18 protein-coding genes are annotated in these 19,740 nt (G+C 65.3%); 6 read left to right on the forward strand and 12 right to left on the reverse strand.

Annotated elements, in window-relative coordinates; all coding sequences use genetic code 11:
- Positions 1–133: 133 nt before the first annotated feature.
- From phoB to ATE62_RS23440, 8 genes are all read right to left on the reverse strand, one after another.
- Positions 134–829 carry a phosphate regulon transcriptional regulator PhoB gene (gene phoB, locus ATE62_RS19595; RefSeq protein WP_058809318.1) on the reverse strand — a complete coding sequence of 232 codons (696 nt, stop codon included), beginning with the start codon at positions 827–829 and terminating at the stop codon, positions 134–136.
- Positions 829–1,548, reverse strand: coding sequence for a phosphate signaling complex protein PhoU (gene phoU / locus ATE62_RS19600; RefSeq protein ID WP_443028875.1), 720 nt, complete (start codon positions 1,546–1,548; stop codon positions 829–831). Before phoU ends, phoB begins: the two co-directional genes overlap by 1 nt.
- A gap of 25 nt (positions 1,549–1,573) precedes the next feature.
- Entirely contained in the window at positions 1,574–2,356 is a 783-nt protein-coding gene (pstB, locus tag ATE62_RS19605; protein WP_058809322.1) for a phosphate ABC transporter ATP-binding protein PstB, read from the reverse strand.
- Between the two features lie 2 nt (positions 2,357–2,358).
- On the reverse strand, positions 2,359–3,615 hold the full coding sequence (gene pstA, locus ATE62_RS19610; protein WP_058809324.1) for a phosphate ABC transporter permease PstA: 1,257 nt from the start codon (positions 3,613–3,615) through the stop codon (positions 2,359–2,361).
- Positions 3,608–4,984 (reverse strand): phosphate ABC transporter permease subunit PstC, encoded by a 1,377-nt coding sequence (pstC, locus tag ATE62_RS19615; protein WP_058809325.1) that lies wholly within the window; start codon positions 4,982–4,984, stop codon positions 3,608–3,610. The genes pstA and pstC overlap by 8 nt, the downstream gene beginning before the upstream one ends.
- A 257-nt stretch (positions 4,985–5,241) precedes the next feature.
- Positions 5,242–6,291, reverse strand: coding sequence for a substrate-binding domain-containing protein (locus ATE62_RS19620; RefSeq protein WP_058809327.1), 1,050 nt, complete (start codon positions 6,289–6,291; stop codon positions 5,242–5,244).
- 143 nt (positions 6,292–6,434) lie between these two features.
- Positions 6,435–6,794, reverse strand: coding sequence for a hypothetical protein (locus ATE62_RS23435; protein ID WP_058809329.1), 360 nt, complete (start codon positions 6,792–6,794; stop codon positions 6,435–6,437).
- The gene (locus tag ATE62_RS23440; RefSeq protein WP_156420612.1) at positions 6,787–7,269 is read right to left on the reverse strand and encodes a hypothetical protein; all 483 of its coding nucleotides are present in this window, start codon (positions 7,267–7,269) and stop codon (positions 6,787–6,789) included. The genes ATE62_RS23435 and ATE62_RS23440 overlap by 8 nt, the downstream gene beginning before the upstream one ends.
- A gap of 92 nt (positions 7,270–7,361) precedes the next feature.
- On the opposite strand from ATE62_RS23440, the gene ATE62_RS19625 reads away from it, so the two are divergent.
- Positions 7,362–7,673 carry a putative quinol monooxygenase gene (locus ATE62_RS19625; RefSeq protein ID WP_058809331.1) on the forward strand — a complete coding sequence of 104 codons (312 nt, stop codon included), beginning with the start codon at positions 7,362–7,364 and terminating at the stop codon, positions 7,671–7,673.
- Between the two features lie 5 nt (positions 7,674–7,678).
- Here ATE62_RS19625 and ATE62_RS19630 read toward each other — a convergent pair whose 3' ends face one another.
- Positions 7,679–8,536, reverse strand: a complete 858-nt coding sequence (locus tag ATE62_RS19630; RefSeq protein ID WP_156420613.1) for a hypothetical protein — start codon at positions 8,534–8,536, stop codon at positions 7,679–7,681.
- A 563-nt stretch (positions 8,537–9,099) separates the two neighbouring features.
- Between ATE62_RS19630 and ATE62_RS19635 the strand changes: the two genes are divergently transcribed.
- Positions 9,100–9,648, forward strand: a complete 549-nt coding sequence (locus ATE62_RS19635) for a hypothetical protein (protein WP_058809335.1) — start codon at positions 9,100–9,102, stop codon at positions 9,646–9,648.
- A 1-nt stretch (position 9,649) separates the two neighbouring features.
- On the opposite strand, the gene ATE62_RS19640 is transcribed toward ATE62_RS19635, so the two are convergent.
- Together ATE62_RS19640 and uvrA are read right to left on the reverse strand one after the other, a co-directional pair.
- Positions 9,650–10,078, reverse strand: a complete 429-nt coding sequence (locus ATE62_RS19640; RefSeq protein ID WP_058809337.1) for a nuclear transport factor 2 family protein — start codon at positions 10,076–10,078, stop codon at positions 9,650–9,652.
- A 31-nt stretch (positions 10,079–10,109) separates the two neighbouring features.
- Positions 10,110–13,019: an excinuclease ABC subunit UvrA gene (uvrA, locus tag ATE62_RS19645; protein WP_058809340.1), complete on the reverse strand. Its 2,910-nt coding sequence runs from the start codon at positions 13,017–13,019 to the stop codon at positions 10,110–10,112.
- Positions 13,020–13,185: 166 nt separating this feature from the next.
- Here uvrA and ATE62_RS19650 point away from each other — a divergent pair, with 166 nt between their 5' ends.
- The 4 genes from ATE62_RS19650 (at position 13,186) to ATE62_RS19665 (ending at position 18,153) form a co-directional block, all read left to right on the forward strand.
- Positions 13,186–14,085, forward strand: a complete 900-nt coding sequence (locus ATE62_RS19650) for a hypothetical protein (protein WP_058809342.1) — start codon at positions 13,186–13,188, stop codon at positions 14,083–14,085.
- 9 nt (positions 14,086–14,094) lie between these two features.
- Positions 14,095–15,279, forward strand: coding sequence for a M64 family metallopeptidase (locus tag ATE62_RS19655; RefSeq protein WP_058809344.1), 1,185 nt, complete (start codon positions 14,095–14,097; stop codon positions 15,277–15,279).
- 173 nt (positions 15,280–15,452) lie between these two features.
- Positions 15,453–17,531: a M13 family metallopeptidase gene (locus ATE62_RS19660; RefSeq protein WP_058809346.1), complete on the forward strand. Its 2,079-nt coding sequence runs from the start codon at positions 15,453–15,455 to the stop codon at positions 17,529–17,531.
- Positions 17,532–17,697: 166 nt separating this feature from the next.
- Positions 17,698–18,153 (forward strand): hypothetical protein, encoded by a 456-nt coding sequence (locus tag ATE62_RS19665; RefSeq protein WP_156420614.1) that lies wholly within the window; start codon positions 17,698–17,700, stop codon positions 18,151–18,153.
- Between the two features lie 10 nt (positions 18,154–18,163).
- Here the strand turns inward: ATE62_RS19665 and ATE62_RS19670 are convergent, their stop codons facing one another.
- Entirely contained in the window at positions 18,164–19,696 is a 1,533-nt protein-coding gene (locus ATE62_RS19670) for a BCCT family transporter (protein WP_231736326.1), read from the reverse strand.
- Positions 19,697–19,740 lie beyond the last annotated feature (44 nt).

A 19,740-nucleotide genomic window follows, 5' to 3' on the forward strand; every position in this document is an offset into this window, starting at 1 on the left:
GTGGTGGAGGGGTCGACGCCATAAACGTCGGCTCAAGGCCGCCACCCCTCCACCATGCTTCGCATGGTCCCCCTCCCCATCGCTTCGCCACAGGGAGGATTAAAACGGCCGCTCCCGCCCGAAACCCGCCCTTTCAACCCTTACCCGCGTCCAGCGCATAACCCGCCGAACGCACCGTACGGATGATATCCGCGGTCCCCGGCAGGTTGATCGCCTTGCGCAGCCGCCGGATATGCACGTCGACCGTACGCAGCTCGATGTCGCTGTCTTGGCCCCAGACGCTGTCGAGCAATTGCCCGCGCGAGAAGACGCGGCCGGGATGCTCCATGAAGTGGCGCAGCAGGCGGAATTCGGTCGGGCCCATGTTCACGATCTGCCCGCCGCGCACGACCTTGTGCGCGACCGAATCCAGCTCGATATCGGCATAGGCGAGCAGTTCGCCGGCGAGCGCGGGGCGCAGGCGGCGGAGGACGGCCGAGACGCGCGCGACCAGCTCGCGCGGGCTGAACGGCTTGGTGACATAGTCGTCGGCGCCGGTTTCGAGGCCGCGGATGCGGTCCTCCTCCTCGCCGCGCGCGGTGAGCATGATGATCGGGACGTTCGCCGATTTGGGGTTGCGGCGCAGGCGCCGGCAAACCTCGATCCCCGGCAGGCTCTCGATCATCCAGTCGAGCAGGACGATATCGGGCACGCGCTCCTCGACGAGGACGAGCGCCTGTTCGCCGTCGGGGGTCTGGCGGACCGAAAAGCCCTCGCGTGCGAAATGCCAGACGATGAGTTCGGCGATCGCCTCGTCATCCTCGATCAGCAGCAGGTCGGGCTGCGGCATCAGCCTTGCTCCTGCTCCGCGGCGCCATCTTCGGGCTGTTCGCCGCGCTCGCGTTCTTCCATCCGCTCGCCGGTCACGACATAATAGACCATCTCGGCGATATTCGTCGCATGGTCGCCCATGCGTTCGAGGTTCTTGGCGACGAACAGCAAATGCGCGCTTTCCGAGATATATTTCGGATTTTCCATCATGAAGGTGACGAGCGTGCGGAAGATGCTGTTGTAGAAATCGTCGACATTCTTGTCGCGCACCGTCACCCGCACCGCGAGTTCGGCGTCGCGCGCCGCAAAGCTGTCGAGCGCATCGTGGATCAGTTCGACGACGATCGACGACATCGAGGTAAGGAGCGGGATCGCCTCGATCGACCGCGTCTGGTCCATCAGCGCGACGCGCTTGGCGATATTCTTCGCATAGTCGCCGATGCGCTCGACAACCGACACGATTTTCAGCGCCGCGATCATCTCGCGCAAATCGTCGGCCATCGGTGCCCTGAGCGCGATCGTCTGCACCGCGAGCTGTTCGACTTCGGCTTCGAGCGCGTCGATCTTCTTGTCGTCGCGCACGACCTGCGCGGCGAGGTCGAGGTCGCCCTTGCTCAGCGCGGTCATCGCCTGGAGCAGCGCCTGTTCGGCGCGGCCGCCCATTTCGCTGATCAGCCCGCGCAGGCGGTTGAGGTCCTCGTCGAAGGCCTTGACCGTATGATCATTCACAATTGCCATCGTTCAGTCCTTGTTCGGCCGGGGCTTAGCCGTAGCGGCCGGTGATATAATCCTTGGTGCGTTCCTGCTTCGGGTTGGTGAAGATGTCGGTGGTCTTGCCATATTCGACCAGCGTCCCGAGGTGGAAGAAAGCGGTGCGCTGCGACACGCGGGCCGCCTGCTGCATATTGTGCGTGACGATCACGATCGCGAACTTGCCGCGCAATTCGTGGATCAGCTCCTCGATCTTCGCGGTCGCGATCGGGTCGAGCGCCGAGCAGGGCTCGTCCATCAGCACGACCTCGGGATCGACCGCAATCGCACGCGCGATGCACAGGCGCTGCTGCTGCCCGCCCGACAGCGCGGTGCCGCTTTCCTGCAGCCGGTCCTTGACCTCGTCCCACAGGCCGGCGCGGTGCAGCGCCTTTTCGACGATGCCGTCGAGGTCGCTCTTGTTCGGCGCCAGCCCGTGGATGCGCGGGCCGTATGCGACATTGTCGTAGATCGACTTGGGGAAGGGGTTCGGTTTCTGGAACACCATGCCGACGCGCGCGCGCAGCTGCACCACGTCCATGCTGGGCGCGTAGATGTCCTCGCCGTCGAGCGAGATCTTGCCCGTCACCTTGGCGCCCGCGACGGTGTCGTTCATCCGGTTCAGCGAACGCAGGAAGGTCGATTTGCCGCAGCCCGAGGGGCCGATGAAGGCGGTCACCAGCTCGGTGCCGACGTCGATCGACACGTCGTTGATCGCCTGCTTCTCGCCATAGAAGACGTTGACGTTGTGCGCCGTCATCTTGGGGTCGGTAATGGTCAGGTCTTCTTGGGTCATGATCACCAGCGTTTTTCGAACTTGTTGCGGAGGTAGATGGCGAGCGCGTTCATCGACAGCAGCACGATGAGCAGCACGATGATCGCGGCGGAGGTCTTTTCGACGAAGCCGCGGTCGACCTCGTCGGACCAGAGGAAGATCTGCATCGGCAGCACCGTCGCGGGCGAGCAGATGCCGCCGGGCACGTCGCCGATGAAGGCGCGCATGCCGATCAAGAGCAGCGGCGCGGTCTCGCCCAGCGCGCGCGCCATGCCGATGATCGTGCCGGTCAATATGCCGGGGAGGGCGAGCGGCAGGACATGGTGGAACACCACCTGCACCGGGCTGGCGCCGACGCCCAGCGCCGCGTCGCGGATCGAGGGCGGCACCGCCTTGATCGCGTTGCGGCTGGCGATGACGATCACCGGCATCGTCATCAGCGCGAGCGTGAGCCCGCCGACGAGCGCGCTCGCCTGGCAGATGCCGAACCAGTTGATGAACACCGCGAGCGCGAGCAGGCCGAAGATGATCGAGGGCACCGCCGCGAGGTTGTTGATCGACACCTCGATCAGGTCGGTCCAGCGGTTCTTCGGCGCATATTCTTCCAGATAGAGCGCGGCGAGCACCCCGGTCGGGAAGGCGATCAGGAAGGCGATGAAGATCGTCAGCACCGATCCCTTGAGCGCCCCCCAGATGCCCGCGACCGCGGGGTCGGTGGCGTCGGCGTTGCGGAAGAAGGGCCAGTGGATGCCGGTCGACAGCTTGCCGTCGCGTTCGAGCGCGTCGACCTTCGCCCCCATCGCGCCCTTGCCGCCGTCCTTCGCCGCGATGTCGACCTCGGACGAGGCGGGCAGGTGGAAGACCGTCGAGCCCTGGAGCAATTCGGGATCGGCCTTGATCGCGGTCCGGACCTCTTTCCAGGCATTTTCCGAGATCATCGCCGACCCGCCGTCGCCCAGTGCCTCGTCGGCGGCAAAGGCGACGATGTCGGCGAGCCCGGCGTTCGCGATCACCTGGTCGGCGTCGGCGTCGCCCAGCCGCGCGGCATCGACCGTCAGCGGCATCGCCTTGAAATCGACCGGGACCGCGACATTGGTGTAAGTGAAGCCGCGCAGGCCGTTGCCGACCATCACGAACAGCAGGAAGGCGAGGAACGCGCCCGAGGCGAGCACCGCGAGCAGCCCGAGCAGCTTGAAGCGCCGCTCGGCGGCATAGCGCTTCGCGATGCGGGCCTGCATCGCGCCGCCCTTCCAGTCGGTGGGGGAGGTGGTCTTACTCATAAGCTTCGCGATACTTTTTGACGATGCGCAGCGCGACGATGTTGAGCAGCAAGGTCACGACGAACAGCACGAGGCCGAGCGCGAAGGCGGCGAGCGTCTTGGCGCTGTCGAATTCCTGGTCGCCGGTCAGCAATTTCACGATCTGCGCGGTCACCGTGGTGACGCTGGCGAAGGGGTTGGCGGTCATGTTCGCGGAGAGGCCCGCGGCCATCACCACGATCATCGTCTCGCCGATCGCACGGCTGACCGCGAGCAATATGCCGCCCATCACGCCGGGCAGCGCGGCGGGGATCAGCACCTGGCGGATCGTCTCGTTCGGCGTCGCGCCCAAAGCCAGCGATCCGTCGCGCATCGCCTGCGGCACCGCGTTGATGCTGTCGTCGGCCATCGACGAGACGAAGGGAATGATCATCACGCCCATCACGATGCCCGCGGCGAGCGCGCTCTCGGTCGAAGCGTTGGGAATGCCCAGCATCACCGCGAATTCGCGCAAGGCCGGCGCGACGGTCAGCGCGGCGAAATAGCCGTAGACCACGGTCGGCACCCCCGCGAGGATCTCGAGCAGGGGCTTGACCCAGCGGCGCACGCGCGGCGCGGCATATTGGGTGAGGTACACCGCGGTCATCATCCCGATCGGAATCGCGACGATCATCGCGATGATCGCGCCGATCAGGATCGTGCCCCAGAAGAGCGGGATGCCGCCGAAAGTGTCGTCCTGCGGTGCACCGCTCGTCGGCGCCCAGTTCGTCCCGAACAAGAGTTCTGTCGGCGAGACGAGGCGGAAGAAGCGGATCGATTCGAACAGCAGCGACAAGACGATGCCGAAGGTCGTCAGGATCGCGACCAGCGACGCGAGCAGCAGCACCAGCATCACGATCTTCTCGACCCGCGTCCGCGCACGGAAATCGGGCTTGATCCGCGTGAAGGCGTAAAGCCCGCCCGCGAGCGCCAGCGCCAGCATCGCGCCGATGCCGATCCACGCATAGCGGTGCGTCGCATCGGCGTACGGCGCAACCAGCGGCGCCGCGGCGGGAATACGCACCGCCTCCTGCCGCCCCTGCGCGACATTGCGCGCGTCGGACAGGATCGCGCCGCGCTCGAACCCGAAGGCGGGCAGGCTCTTCGCCGCCTCGCTCGCCAGCACGTCGTTGGTGATCAGCCCCGGCGACACCGCGCTCCACACCGCCAGGAACAGCGCGGCGGGGGCGAAGAGCCACAGCGCGACGTACCAGCCATGATATTGCGGGCGCGAATGCAGCTTGGCCTGCGCGCGTCCCGCGAGCAGGTTCGACCGCGCGCGCCCGGCGATCCAGCCGATCAGCGCGAGCCCCGCGATCAGGAGCAACAAGGCGGCGGCGTTGAAGGTCACATTGTCCCCGTTATCATCATGCCCGTGCCGACCCAAAGCGGGCGGGCGTGGCAGTTTCGTGACTCGCGGTCGTAATTTGATCCCCTCCCCCTCGAGGGGGAGGCCGGGTGGGGGTGTACCCCCGCTGGCGGCGACGCGAAACCTTGCGGTTTCGCTCCCCCACCCCTCGGTCCCCTCCCCGCAGGGGAGGGGAAGAAGGAAAAAGCGGCGGCCGGTCCGGGGATGAGGGCCCCGGACCGGCCGCCCGCGGGAGGAACTTATTTCAGCTCGGCGCCGTTCAGCGCGGTCATGCCCTTGGCATTGGCCGCGGCCACGTCGGCGACCGCCTTGGGCGATACGATCAGGCCCTTGGCGCCCAGATAGCCGCCTTCGCCCGCGCCCTTCAGGAATTCGGCGACATATTCGGCGAGGCCCGGGATCACGCCGACATGCTTCTTCTTGACGTAGATGAAGAGCGGGCGCGAGCCGGGATAGCTGCCGTCGGCGATCGCGGCATAGCTGGGCGCGACGCCCTGCACCGGCACCGCCTTGATCTTGTCCTTGTTCGCGTCGAGGTAGCTGAAGCCGAAGATGCCGAGGCTGGTCGGGTTCTTGTCGAGCTTCGAGATGATGAGGTTGTCGTTCTCGCCCTGCTCGACATAATAGGGCGCGCCGCGCAAGGTCGTGCAGATTTCCTCATGCTTGTCCTTGTTGCTGTCCTTCAGCGCCTTCATGCCGGCATTGGCATCGCAGCCCTTGCCCAGGATCAGCTCCTTGAACGCGTCATAGGTGCCGCTGGTCGACGGCGGCCCGAAGACCGAGATCGCGACCGCGGGCAGCGCCGGGTTGACGTCGGCCCAGGTCTTGGCGGTGTTCGCCTTGCCATAGGGGTTCGCGGCGAGCGCCTTATAGACATCTTCCTCGCTCAGCTGGAAGCCGGGGCCGCGCGCGGCTTCGCCCAGCGCGATGCCGTCGATGCCGACCTGGATTTCGACGATCTCGGTCACGCCATTCTTGGCGCAGGTGTCGAATTCCTTCTTCTTGATGCGGCGCGAGGCGTTCGCGATGTCGGGGGTGTCGCCGCCGACGCCGGCGCAGAAGCGCTCGAAGCCGCCGCCGGTGCCGGTGCTGTCGATCTTGGGCTTCTTGTTGCCGGTGGCTTCGGCGAAGCGTTCGCCGACGGTGGTGGCGAAGGGATAGACGGTCGACGAGCCGACCGCGCTGATATAATCGCGCGCCGCGCCGCCCGAGGAGGCCTGGTCCTGGCACGCGGAAAGCGCCAGCACGGCGGTTGCGGCGCCGGCGACGAGAGCGAATTTCTGCAGCATTGAGATGTCCTGTCGGGGGTCGCTAACGGAGCGAACCACCACCCCCGCGGCGACTCGCTGAGCCGCCTTTGGGGGAGTTGTGTGACGCGTTTGTGACAGGGATTGTCATGGAAGTGTCATGGGCGTGGAGGAAAGTCTGACGATCAAAGGCCTTTGAGACGATCAATGGCTGGCGCTATCTTTTTCACCGCTTCCCGCTCCCTAATTTTATTATAAAGCGACTTAATCTGAGGGAAAAATCGGTCGAGCCCTCGTGTGGTGCTTGCAGTAATAGAATCTCTTATCGAAAAGGAATCTATTTCCTCCCCACTATCACTAAACAACCAGATTTTTATCTCTGCGCCCCCAGCTCTGGCAGCTTCATCGATGTTAATTTCAAACTCGCCAAACTCAGCTTGCGCTGACTTCTGCTTCTCATCAAATGTCCAGTCCAGCTTATTCTCGCCATCTTTCTGAATTATATTATCGAGAAGAGCAGATCTGGTGGCGAGGAGGTCAGTCATGTTCAATGCCTCTGATGCTGGATGCGATCTCAATATCTATCACGTTGATAAGTTTTCTTATTTTCTTTCTAAGATCTGAAGAGTCTATGTCCATTTTTTTTGCTAAAGAGTCTTCTATCATCTGAGTATCATCTAAAAGCTCATCTGAAATAGATCTAAAATATTCCCTTGAGGCTTTCGAAGATGAGCTATTTATGGCCAATCTGTTTATTATAACCTGGCTATCTGATAGGCAGTTGGCTACTTCATTCCAGTGCCCAAGATGTGCAAACTTTAAAGATGTTTCTAATATCTTTGACGATTTTTGGCACTCTCCGGCGTAGTCGAAGAGATTTGTCCTATTTCTTAATTTCTGTATCGCGTCTTCGGCGGACTCGGCGGAATTCTTTGTTTTTCTAATTTGAGCTAACGTAATTGCGAAGCCGCCGATTGTAACCAAGGTTCCAACGATGCTTGCCGCAGTTCCGAGGTCCATGTGATACCCGCATTTCTGGCTATCCAGATTTCTACTAGAAGAGCTATTAGTTTGCTCGCCAGATCGCAAATGTTTTTGATGGATAACTCGATATGACTGTGCTCATCACCGGCCACGTCATCCTCACCCCCGAGCATCGCGAGCGCATGATCGCGCTCGGCGTCGAGCATAGCGCGCGGTCGCGGGGCGAGGCGGGGTGTGTGGCGCATAATTGCCATATCGATATCGAAAACCCCGACCGCCTCGTCTTCGTCGAGGGGTGGGAGAGCATCGACGCGGTCCGCGCCCATTTCGCAGTGCCTGCCTCGCGGGCCTTCGTCGCCGAAATGCGCGCGCTGTCGCCCGAGCCGCCGGCGATCCGCATCTACACTGCCGACGATGTCACCGCTGCGCTGATGGGCTGACGCCCTCAGTCGACGATATAGACCGGCCTGTGCCCGTTCCTGACCGCATAGTCGTTGCCCGATTTACGCGCGCTGTTCATCGCGGCTTTGAGCAGCGGGTTGAGGATCGGCCCCCCTATCGACGGCAATTCGGCTTGAAGCGCGGCGTTCAAGGCGATGATCTTGGCGAACAGCGTAGCGCCCGCGGGCGTGGCGGCGAGCGCCTGCCCGGCGCGATCGAACCGCGCGGTGTCTCTGTTCGCCTCGTCGATGCTTCGGCGCGCGGCTGCTGCCGCGGTTTCGCCTTCGCGTATGTCCACTTGAACGGCCATCATTTCCTCGGACGCAAAGCGGAAATTATCAGCAAACAGCCGGATTTCGGCGGGAGTCAGGTCGTCGGCGATCCGCGCCTGAACTTTGCCGAGCATCGCGTCTACCGCGGGCTCCAGATGGGCAGCGCAATAATCGGTTATGCCGCGGACCATCGCATCGCCGATGCCGGGAATGCGGCGCTCGACCGCGATTTCGCCCGGATCGGTCGTGAGCCGCCGCCGAAAAAGCGTCGCGCAGGCGTCTTGAAACATCTCGAGCATCGGCTGCCGCGGCGCGAAATAATTGGAGAGAACCTCCACGTCCGACAACCGCGGAGTCTGGGGCTGCGCCATCACGGGCGCCGGGCTTTGTGCCATTGCCGCGCCGGGCATCGGCAGAACCAGGCATAACGCGGACACGGCCCGCCACTTGATCATTGCGCCCCCCAAATCGTCCCCCGCGGATGCGATCCGCCCATGCCCGGCATAGGCGGGCGAGGCGGCGGGCGTCAACGCCGCGCCTCGCTGCGCGCGGCCGGGTCCGTCCACTGGTAGATCGAGGGTTTCGCGCAAAGCCTGTCCCGGCGCCTGCCAAGGCAGCCGAAGGGACGCAAAGACGCGAAGAGGGCGGTGTGCGATGTCGGGCGGCAGGTTTCGCCGCTGACGGACAAGGACTCGCACAAAGCCACGAAGCCACAAAGGGGCTCTTTGTTTCGATGGTCGCAAGGACGGGCGACGCCCGGTTTATGGCCGGACGGTGTCCGGCTGTTCGACACGAGCCGAGGTTCGGCACGCGGCCTTGGGTTGCCAGGCCCTCTTTGTGGCTTCGTGGCTTTGTGCGAGATTCCTTCTTCTTTCCGTCTTTGCGGCTTTGCGCGAAACCATTTCGCCCCGGATGACGAAATAGGGCAAGGCCCCCGCAAAAAACGCTTTCCTATAATATTTCGCCGTGCCAGCCTCACCGTCGCTCTTTCGCATCGCCGGTCCGTCGTCCTGCCATCCGCGCGCCGCCAAGTCTTTGTTCGCGCACGCGTAGGGGCGTCAACTTAGTCAACTTCCGCGCCGCGCCCGCCTTGCCCGCCGCGCCATTGTTTGCCACAGTTTCACCGCGCGGCACGCGCCGCATCGGGGGTCCTATGAGCGGGTTCGAGTTCGTCTTTTCGCTGTTCGGGCTGATCCTCGGCCTCGCGCTCGCCGAGGGGCTGGGCGGGCTGGCGCGGGCGATGAAGGCCAGCCACCGCGTGCGCATCGGCTGGCCGACCGCGCTGCTCGGCCTCTTCGTGTCGTGCGACGTCGTCACCTTCTGGATGTACGGCTGGGCGGTGCGCGAGCTGATCCCGATCAGCTGGCCCGTGCTGTTCGGCGGTTTCCTCGTCACCGCGCTCTATTTCGTCGCCGCGAGCCTCGTCTTCCCCGACGATCCCGAGGAATGGAGCGACCTCGACGCGCATTTCGACAAGCAGCACCGCCGCGTGATCGGCGCGGTCCTATTGTGCAACATCGCGCTGCTCGCCAGCGTCGCGTGGCTCGCGGCCTTGCCCGCGTTCGACCTGCGCAACGCGGTGGTGACGTGGAGCTTCTTCCCCGTATCGGCGCTGGCGATCGCGGCGAAGGACCGGCGCGTGGTCGCGGCTTGCCTGATCTGGCTGATCGCGCTCTACCCGCTCTCGGCGGTGTGGCACTGACTCACCGGACCGCGGTGGTCTTGGCGACGACGCGCCAGCCGGCATCGGTGCGATAGAGCAGCAGCTGGTCGACATAGACATCGCCGCCGAAGCGCAGTTCATAGGTGACCGCGGTCATCGACGGCGTCGCGTCGCGGCGGTCGAGTATGCGCCCGCTGGCCTCGGGGTCGGGATGCGCCGCCCAGCTGCCGAGCACCTCGGCAAAACGCTTGCAGCCGATCGGCGCCGCCGCATCCTTGCCGAGCGTGCAGAATTGCCCCTCGGCCAGGAACAGCGCCTCGAGCAGCTCGACCCGCCCGGCGCGCAGCCCGGCCACATAGGCCTCGAGCGCCTGCTCGGGGGTGGCCGCCTCCGCCGACGCCATGGCCGGCGCGGGCACCAGCAGCGCCGCGGCGAGGGGCAGGGCAAGGCTTCGGGGATCGAGGGACATATCGGAAAACTCCCGCTTGGCCCCTCCGCCCTTAGCCTTTCGCGGACTGCGCCGCCAGCATCGGCGCCAGATATTGGCCCGTATAGCTCCGCGGGTTCTTCGCGACCTGCTCGGGCGTGCCGCTCGCGACGACCTCGCCGCCCTTGACCCCGCCCTCGGGGCCCATGTCGACGATATGGTCGGCGGTCTTGATGACGTCGAGATTATGCTCGATCACGATCACGCTGTTGCCCTGCTCGACCAGCGCCTGCAGCACTTCGAGCAATTTGCGCACATCCTCGAAATGCAGGCCCGTCGTGGGCTCGTCGAGGATGTAGAGCGTCTGCCCGGTCGAGCGGCGCGACAGCTCCTTGGCGAGCTTGACGCGCTGCGCCTCGCCGCCCGACAGCGTCGTCGCCTGTTGCCCGACCTTGATATAGCCGAGGCCGACGCGGACGAGCATCGCCATCTTCTCGCGGATCGCGGGCACGGCCTTGAAGAACTCCGCGGCATCCTCGACCGTCATGTCGAGCACGTCGGCGATGCTGTGCCCCTTGAACTTCACCTCGAGCGTTTCGCGGTTGTAGCGTTTGCCGTGGCACGTCTCGCACGTCACATAGACGTCGGGCAGGAAGTGCATCTCGATCTTGATCAGCCCGTCGCCGGTGCAGGTCTCGCAGCGCCCGCCCTTGACGTTGAAGCTGAAGCGCCCGGGCTTGTAGCCGCGCGCCTGGCTTTCGGGGAGGCCCGCGAACCAGTCGCGGATGATCGTGAAGGCGCCGGTATATGTCGCGGGGTTCGAGCGCGGGGTGCGGCCGATCGGCGACTGGTCGATGTCGATCACCTTGTCGCAATGCTCCAGCCCCTTCAGGCTGTCGTGCGGTCCCGCGACCATCCGCGCGCCGTTGAGCACGCGCGCCGCGCTGGCATAGAGCGTGTCGATGATCAGGCTCGACTTGCCGCTGCCCGACAGGCCGGTGACGCAGGTGAAGGTGCCGAGCGGGATCTTGACCGTCACATTGTCGAGGTTGTTCGCGCGCGCACCCTTCAGCACCAGGTCGAAGCCATTGCCCTTGCGGCGGTGTTTCGGGATCTCGATCCGCTTGGTGCCGTTGAGATAGGCCGCGGTCAGGCTCTTGTCGCTCTTCAGCACCTCGGCGAGCGACCCCTCGGCGACGATCTCGCCGCCGTGGAGGCCGGCGCCGGGGCCCATGTCGACGACATAGTCGGCGTGGCGGATCGCATCCTCGTCATGCTCGACGACGATCACCGTATTGCCGAGGTCGCGGAGCCGCTTGAGCGTCGCGAGCAGCCGGTCGTTGTCGCGCTGGTGGAGGCCGATCGACGGCTCGTCGAGGACGTAGAGCACGCCGCTGAGGCCGCTGCCGATCTGGCTGGCAAGGCGGATGCGCTGGCTCTCGCCGCCGCTGAGTGTGCCGCTGGTGCGGTTGAGGTTCAGATAGTCGAGCCCGACATTGTTGAGGAAGCCGAGCCGCTCGTTGATCTCCTTGAGGATCGCTTTCGCGATCTGGCGCTGTGTGTCGTTCAGCTTCGCATCGAGCGTCCCGAACCATTCGAGCGCGTCCGCCACCGAGCGCTGCGCCGACAGGCTGATATTCTCGCCCGCGATCTTCACCGCAAGCGGTTCGGGGCGCAGGCGGGCGCCGTGGCACGTCTCGCACGGCTGCGGCGTCTGGTATTTCGACAGCTCCTCGCGCATCCAGGCGCTCTCGGTCTGGAGCATCCGGCGGTTGAGGTTGCCGATGACGCCTTCGAAGGGCTTGTGCGTCGTGTAGCTGCGCTTGCCGTCCTTGAAGGTCAGCTCGACCGGCTTGCCGCCGGTGCCGTAGAGGATGATCAGCTGCACCTCGCCCGGCAAATCCTGCCACGGCGTCGCGAGGTCGAAGCCATAGGCTTTGCCCAGGCTTTCGAGCACCTGCATATAATAAGGCGAGGGAGGGTTCGATTTCGCCCAGGGCACGACCGCGCCCTTCTTGAGGCTTAGCGCATGGTTGGGGACGACGAGGTCGGGGTCGAACTCCTGCCGCTCGCCCAGCCCGTCGCACGCGGGGCAGGCACCCTGCGGTGCGTTGAAGCTGAACAGCCGCGGCTCGATCTCGGCAATGGTGAAGCCCGAGACGGGGCAGGCGAATTTCTCGGAGAAGATCAGCCGGTTCGCGGGGATGCCCGCGCCCTTCATCGCGCCGCCGGTGTCCTCTTCCTCGCGCCCCGGGACGGGACCGTCGGCGAGGTCTACATAGGCCAGCCCTTCGGCGAGCTTCAGCGCGGTTTCGAAACTGTCGGCAAGCCGCGTGCCGAGGCCCTCGCGCACGGCGATGCGGTCGACGACGACCTCGATGTCATGCTTGTATTTCTTGTCGAGCGCCGGCGCCTCGCCGATCTCGTAAAATTCGCCGTCGATGCGGACGCGCGTGAAGCCGTCCTTCTGCCACTGCGCGAGTTCCTTCTTATATTCGCCCTTGCGCCCGCGCACGACCGGCGCGAGCAGATAGGCGCGCGTGCCCTCGGGCAATTCCATCACGCGGTCGACCATCTGGCTGACCGTCTGCGCGCTGATCGGCTCGCCGGTTTCGGGCGAATAGGGAATGCCGACGCGCGCCCAGAGGAGGCGCATATAGTCGTAGATTTCGGTCACCGTCGCGACGGTCGAGCGCGGGTTGCGGCTCGTCGTCTTCTGCTCGATGCTGATCGCCGGCGACAGCCCGTCGATATGTTCGACGTCGGGCTTCTGCATCATCTCGAGGAACTGGCGCGCATAGGCCGACAGGCTCTCGACATAGCGCCGCTGGCCCTCGGCATAGATGGTGTCGAAAGCGAGGCTCGACTTGCCGCTGCCGCTGAGGCCGGTGATGACGACCAGCGCATCGCGCGGCAGGTCGACGTCGATGCCCTTGAGGTTATGCTCGCGCGCGCCGCGCACCGAAATATGGGTGAGACTCATGGGAGGGGTGTGTTCCAGATTTGTTCTTGACGCGCAAGGGGCGTTTCGGGCGTGAGATAGGGATTCGAGGCGGGTATCGCAACGGACGGATTTTGGCGTATCCATCCTATACGTCCGCGACATTCGGGCGTCTGTTGCCCCCGTTCTTTTGAGGGGGAGAACCAAAATGGCAAAATCGGTTTCGTTTACCGCGCTGTTGTCGGCGGCGGCGGCGTTGTCGGTTTCCGGTTGTACGGGCATCGAGGGCATCAGGCCCGACATTTCTGCCAAGCCGCTGCCGAGCCGCCTGGACGAAATAGCCTATATCAACGCCTTGCGAAGCGCTTACGCCGTCAGCGACGACAAAAATTGTTTCGACGGGAAGGGATTGACCGCGTTCAAGGCGAAGCTCGGCCAAGGGTATCGCGAAAGTGCCGACCCCGAGAATTTTCTCGTCGGCGACATATGCCTGACCTTCAAGCCCACATCCTCGGACGAGGATGAACGCCGCACCGAACTGACCGACTATTTGACGGCCGGCTTCGGCTTGACCGACCTCTACTGCAAGCGGTTCTTCACGGTCGCCAGCGAATCGCAGCAGAACCGCCAGTTCGGCCGGAATCTTTCCAATGGCGTCGATACGCTGGTCGGCTCGATCCTGACCCTTTCGGGCGCGGGAAAGACGGCGATTGGCATCACCAACGGGTCGTTCGGTCTGATCGACGGCACTCTCGAGGGATTCGATCTGGCCTATCTCGTGGGCCCCGACATGCCCGAGGTCGAGCGCCTGGTGAAGGCTGAGCAAGCCTTGTTCAAGCAAAAGGTCTTCGACGAAGATGGCAACGCGTTTCCATCGAATTATTTGTCCGCGCGCGCGGTCATCGAGGGCTATGCCGCAACCTGTTCCTTCACCGGCATGCGCCAGTTGGTCGGCAAATCCGTCGCGGACAAGACGGACACGCTGAACCAGGCCGTCGAAGATCAGCGGAACAATGTTGTTCCGCCCGCACCGCCGCCCGTGCCGGCACCCCCGCCGCCGCCGGTCGGGCAACCGCTGCTCCAGACCAACGTCGTCCCGATCGGCTAGGATTTCGCTATGGCAAAGCTGACCATTCCCGGCACCGCGCTCGATGCGCTTTCGCGATCGGCGCAGAGCGGCATGGCGGGCGATTGGCAAAGCGCGGACGCGCCCGAGGGCCAGCAGGCCGAATCCTTGCGCGCGCTGTGGTTCGACGGCGACGGGCGGCAGATCGGCGAGGAGATGGCGCTCGACCCCATGGGCTTCGATCTGGCCGAGGGTTTCGCACCCGACGGCCGGATCGGCGCCGAGCCGGTCGCGCGCGATATCGACCTGCCGGGCGAACTGCCCGCCGAGGCCGACCATCTGATGCTCGAGTGGGGCGGCGAGCGGCTGACGATGCAGGCCGACGACCTGGTCCGGACCGATGACATGCCCGGCGAGCCGCTGTGCCGGAAATTTCCCGACGATGCGCGCAGCTATTATTATCCGGTTATTTCGGACGGCTTCCTCGACGCCGAGGCCTTTTTTGCGCAAGTTGCGGACCTGACCGACTGGATGCGCGGACAGCAGCCGTTCGACGGCCCGGAACTCGAACCCGTGTTCGGCATGGAGGCGCTGTTCTGGGCGGCGCCGGGCGAAGCCAAAAGCCATTTCGGCGCGCCGCTCACCGGCGACATGATCTGCACGGTGGGCACCGGCACGCCCGTCCTGCTCGGATCGCGCGAGGATGCGGCGCGCAAGCTCGGCGCCTTCCTGCTCGACGGCCAGGGCCTGGTCCTGATGAACAGCAGCCAGCGCGGCGGCGCGGGCGGCAGCGCGCCGCATGATTTCCCGGCGTGGGCCAGCATCAACGCCTGCCCCGGCGAGGATTGGCGCCGCATCGCGTTGCACGAGATCGGGCACAGCCTCGGGCTGGAGGACGAATATGTCCTGCCCGACCTGCCGGTGTATGCGACCTGGCGCGACATGGCGTTCGACTCCGGCGCCAACGCGACGAGCAAGGCGAACCCCGCCAAGGCGCCGTGGAAGACGCAGCTGAACCTGGGCGATGACGAGGGCCGGCCGACCGTCAGCCATGCCGATCAGGACGGCGGCTGGGTCGATCCACGGCCCGGCGGCAAACCGCTCGTCGGCACGGTGGCGGGCGCGCACTATCACGAGAAATATTTCCGCCCGTCGGGCGACTGCCTGATGCGAAGCCTGGCGGCCCCGCATTTTTGTCCGGTTTGCCAGCAACATATCATCGACAAGCTGCGCTAGCCCCGGGCGGGTGCGCTGAGACGGCTGCCGATACGCCCCGTATTTCCACGAACTCCCCAAAGGCTTCGACCAATGTCCGGCCAAAATCTTGACCCTGCCGGGCGGCGGGCGGACAAAGCTGGCATGTCCGCCGACCGTCGGGAACGGGCCGGCGCACGAAAGGAGCTGGGGAAATGAAGAAATTTTTGGGTGGGGCCGCGGGCCTCGCAATGGCTGCGGCGTTGGTCGCGGTGCCGGTGCTGGCGAACGACATGGCGCCCTTCGCGTCGCTCAAGGCCGATGGCGCGGGCGAGGCGTCGGCGAAGGACGAGGGCTCGCTGAAGGCGCTGACCTTCGGCAGCTGGGGCGTCGATCTCGGCGCGCGCGATACCAGCGTCAAGCCGGGTGACGATTTCGACCGCTTCGCCAATGGCGGCTGGTTCGCCAAGACCGAGATCCCGGCCGACCAGGCGTCGGCGGGGGTCGATTACGACGTCTATAACCTGACCCAGCGCCAGCTGCGCCAGGTCGTCACCGGCGCGCCGGCGACGAGCCAGGTCGGCGGCCTCTACCAGAGCTTCGCCGACGAGGCGCGCGTCGAGGCGCTGGGCGCCAAGCCGCTGATGGCCGACCTCGCGAAGGTCGCGGCGATCAAGGACAAGAGCGAGATGGCGCGCTTCATGGGCGCGTCGCAGGGCGCCTTCGGCATGACGATCGTCGGCGGCGGGCCCTATGCCGACACCGACGATCCGACGATCAACGTGCTGTGGCTGGGGCAGGGCGGGCTGGGCCTGCCCGAGCGCGAATATTATCTCGACGACCAGTTCAAGCCGCAGCGCGACGCCTATCGCGCCTACATCGTCCGCACGCTGGGGCTGACCGGGGCCAAGAACCCCGAAGCCGGCGCCGACGCGATCATGGCCTATGAGACCGAGATCGCGAAGGTCAGCTGGAAGATCGCCGACCGCCGCGATATCGGCAAGATCAACAATCCGATGTCGTCGGCCGAACTCGCCGCTTATGCGCCCGGGCTCGACTGGAACGCCTGGTTCGCTGGCGCCGGCATCGGCCCGCAGAAGCGGATGATCGTCAACGAGACCACCGCGGTGCGCGACATCTCGGCGCTCTATGCCAAGACCTCGCTCGACACGCTGAAGCTGTGGCAGCAATTCCACGTCGCCAACCAGGCGTCGCCCTATCTGTCGAAGGCCTTCGTCGACAGCCGCTTCGACTATACCAAGGTGCTGAGCGGGGTCAGCGAGCTGCGCCCGCGCTGGAAGCGCGGGCTGACGCTCGTCGACGGCAGCCTCGGCGAGCTGGTCGGCGAGACCTATTCGCAGCAATATTTCCCCGCGAGTGCCAAGGCGAAGATGGAGGCGCTGGTCGCGAACCTCAAGCTCGCGATGGGCGATCGCATCCGCGCGAACAGCTGGATGGCACCCGCCACCAAGGAAGCCGCGCTCGCCAAGCTCCAGAAGATGGACGTCATGGTCGGCTATCCCGACAAGTGGCGCGACTATTCGGGGCTCAAGATCGACGCCGCCGACCTCTACGGCAATGTCCAGCGCAGCGGGAAGTTCGAATATGCCTATCAGCTGGGCGAACTCGGCAAGCCCGTCGACCGCAAGAAATGGTCGATGAACCCGCAGGAAGTGAACGCGTACAACGGCGGGCTGGAGAACAAGATCGTCTTCCCCGCGGGCATCCTGCAGGCGCCCTATTTCAGCGAGAGCGTCGACGACGCGGTCAACTATGGCGCGATCGGTGCCGTCATCGGCCACGAGATCATCCACGGCTTCGACGACCAGGGGCGCAAGATCGACGCCAATGGCGCGGTGCGGGACTGGTGGACCCCCGAGGATGCGGCGAAGTTCGACGCCGCGGCCAAGGCGTTCGGCGCGCAATATGCGACCTATGAAGCGGCGCCCGGCGCGTTCATCAACCCCGACCTCACGATGGGCGAGAATATCGCCGATCTCGCGGGGCTGGAGGTCGCCTATGACGCGTACCACCGCTCGCTCGGCGGCAAGCCCGCGCCGGTGATCGACGGGCTGACCGGCGACCAGCGCTTCTTCCTCGCCTTCGCGCAGGCGTGGCGCGACAAGGCGCGTGAGGATTCGATCAAGCAGCAGGTGGCGAGCGACCCGCACAGCCCCGCGCGCTGGCGCATCATCGGCCCGGTGCGCAACGTCGACGCCTGGTACAGCGCCTTCGGCGTCGGCGCCGACGCCAAATATTATCTGAAGCCCGAGGACCGCACCAGGATCTGGTAACGGGGTCGGACGCCCCCGGACGAGTCCAGGCCCGTCCGGGGCCCATCAAGCGCCATCTCGAATTTTGGCGCAACCATCCTATACGCGCACCGCGGCGATTTTTAGGCTGCCCGCGCTGAAAGGCAAAGGTCGGCCCCATCGGAGGTCGACCGAAGGGGGGTGGGATATGGCTAATAATCAAGAGGTGGAGATCCTCGCTTATTGCGGTCTCTACATGAAATCGACGCTTGCCTATTTCGGCACGCTGACAAATTTGGCGACATGGGCATTTTGCCTGGCGATCGGGCTGGCCATATTGTCGGCGCTGGTCGAGATTTACGCGCGAATCCGGGCCGTGAATCAGGCGGCGGCCGCCAACGACGCGCTGGCCGCCGACGCGGTGGCGCCCTCGTCCGACCTGATCAAGGCGCTGACCGCGCTGATCGACAGCCTCGCGAAAGCGCCGGTGTGGTTCTTCCTCTTCGTAGCGGGCATGGCGCTCGTCTGGCTGTCCACGATCGACCTGCCGCGCATCTGCATGCCGGCTCCGCCGGCGGCAAGCGGTGCGACTGCCGGTCCCGCGCCCGGGGGACCTGCAGCCAAGCCGCCGCCGCCTGCGCCGCCGCCCGCCGCAAAGAAGTAGCGCGGGTAAACTATTCGGGCAGGGCGGGGGCGGCGGTCGGCCGTCCCCGCCACGCCATCACGCCGAGCGACAGCGCGGCGCCGACGATCACGAACAGCGCGGGAAAACCGCCGAGCACCGACATCATGCGGATGCCGTCGAGCCCTGCCGCCGCGACCAGCACCATCGCCACCAGCCCGACGGTCACGCCCCAGACGATCTGGATCCACAAGGCCGCCTCGGGCCGTTCGGGGCTGATGCCGTGCGTCGACAGCGCGCTCATCGCCGAGACATTGGCGTCGGCGCCCGCCACGTAAGACAGGAAGATCGCGAAGAGCACGATCGCGGTTACCACCGACCCGCCGCCGAGCGCATCGAACAGCCGGAACAGCACGGGGTCGGGGCCCTGGCTCGACAATATCGCGAACAGGCTCGCGCCGCTCTGCTGGTCGAGAATGATCGTCGCCCCCGCGATCGCGGTCATCCACACCGCCCCGAACAGCGCGGGCAGGATCAGGTTGAACAGGATGAAGGCGCGCACGCTGTAACCGACCGCGAGGCGGCCGAGGAACAGCGCGGTCACCGGCGCCCACGCCATCCAGTTCGCCCAGTTGAAGATCGTCCATTGCCGGTGCCAGTCGCGGTCGACGTCGAGCCCCAGGTTGCGTGGGCCGAAGGTCGCGACATAATCGGCGCCGCCGCGCAACGACAGGCCGAGCATCTCGGCCGTCGGCCCCGCCAGCAGCACGAAGGCGATGATCGCGAAGAAGATCCAGGTGTTGAGCACCGACAGCCCGGCGATGCCCTTCTGCAGCCCGGTGGCGGCCGAGACCAGGAAGCTCGCGACGATCGCGATCATGATCGCCCAGCGCAGCCCCGCGCCGCCCGCAAAGCCGCCAAGCCCCTCGATCCCGCCCGCGAGCGCCAATATGCCTGCGCCCATCGACGCCGCCATGCCCGCGACGAGTGCGTAGAGGCAGATGATGTCGATCCCCGATCCCACCGGGCCGTGCGCCCGCTGGCCGAGCAGCGGCACGAAGAGCGACGACAGGCTGAACGGCTCGCGGCGGTTGTAATAGACGAGCGCGAAGGCGAGCGCGGCGACGGTGTAGATGCCATAGGGCGTCAGCGTCCAGTGGAGGAACATCGTCGACATGGCGAAGGCCGCAGCCTCGTCGCTGCCCGGCTCCAGCCCCAGCATCGCCGGCGGCGTGTTGAGGTGGAACAGCGGCTCGGCGGCCCCCCAGAACAAGATGCCCGTCGCGATCGTCGTGCAGAGCATCACCGCGAACCAGCGCCAGCGGCCGAGCAGGGGCTTCGCGTCGGGCCCGCCGATGATCGTCTTGCCGAGCGGCGAGATCGCGACCGCGGCGAGCAGGATCAGGAAGGCGACCCCCGCGACGGCGAAGGCTGGGCCGAACCAGGCGAGCACCCAGTCGTTGATCGCGACCTCGGCGGCGAAAAAGGCCTCGCGCTGCCACAGGCTCGCCAGCACCGCCGCAGCCAGCACGGCGAGCGGCACGAAGAAGACCGGGCGGTTGAGGCGGCGCGGGGGCGATGTCAACAAGCGATTTCCCATCGGCAGGATGCGGGGTCGCGCCAGCATGG

Source organism: Sphingopyxis sp. HIX (assembly GCF_001468285.1).
In the GTDB taxonomy this organism is placed as follows: domain Bacteria; phylum Pseudomonadota; class Alphaproteobacteria; order Sphingomonadales; family Sphingomonadaceae; genus Sphingopyxis.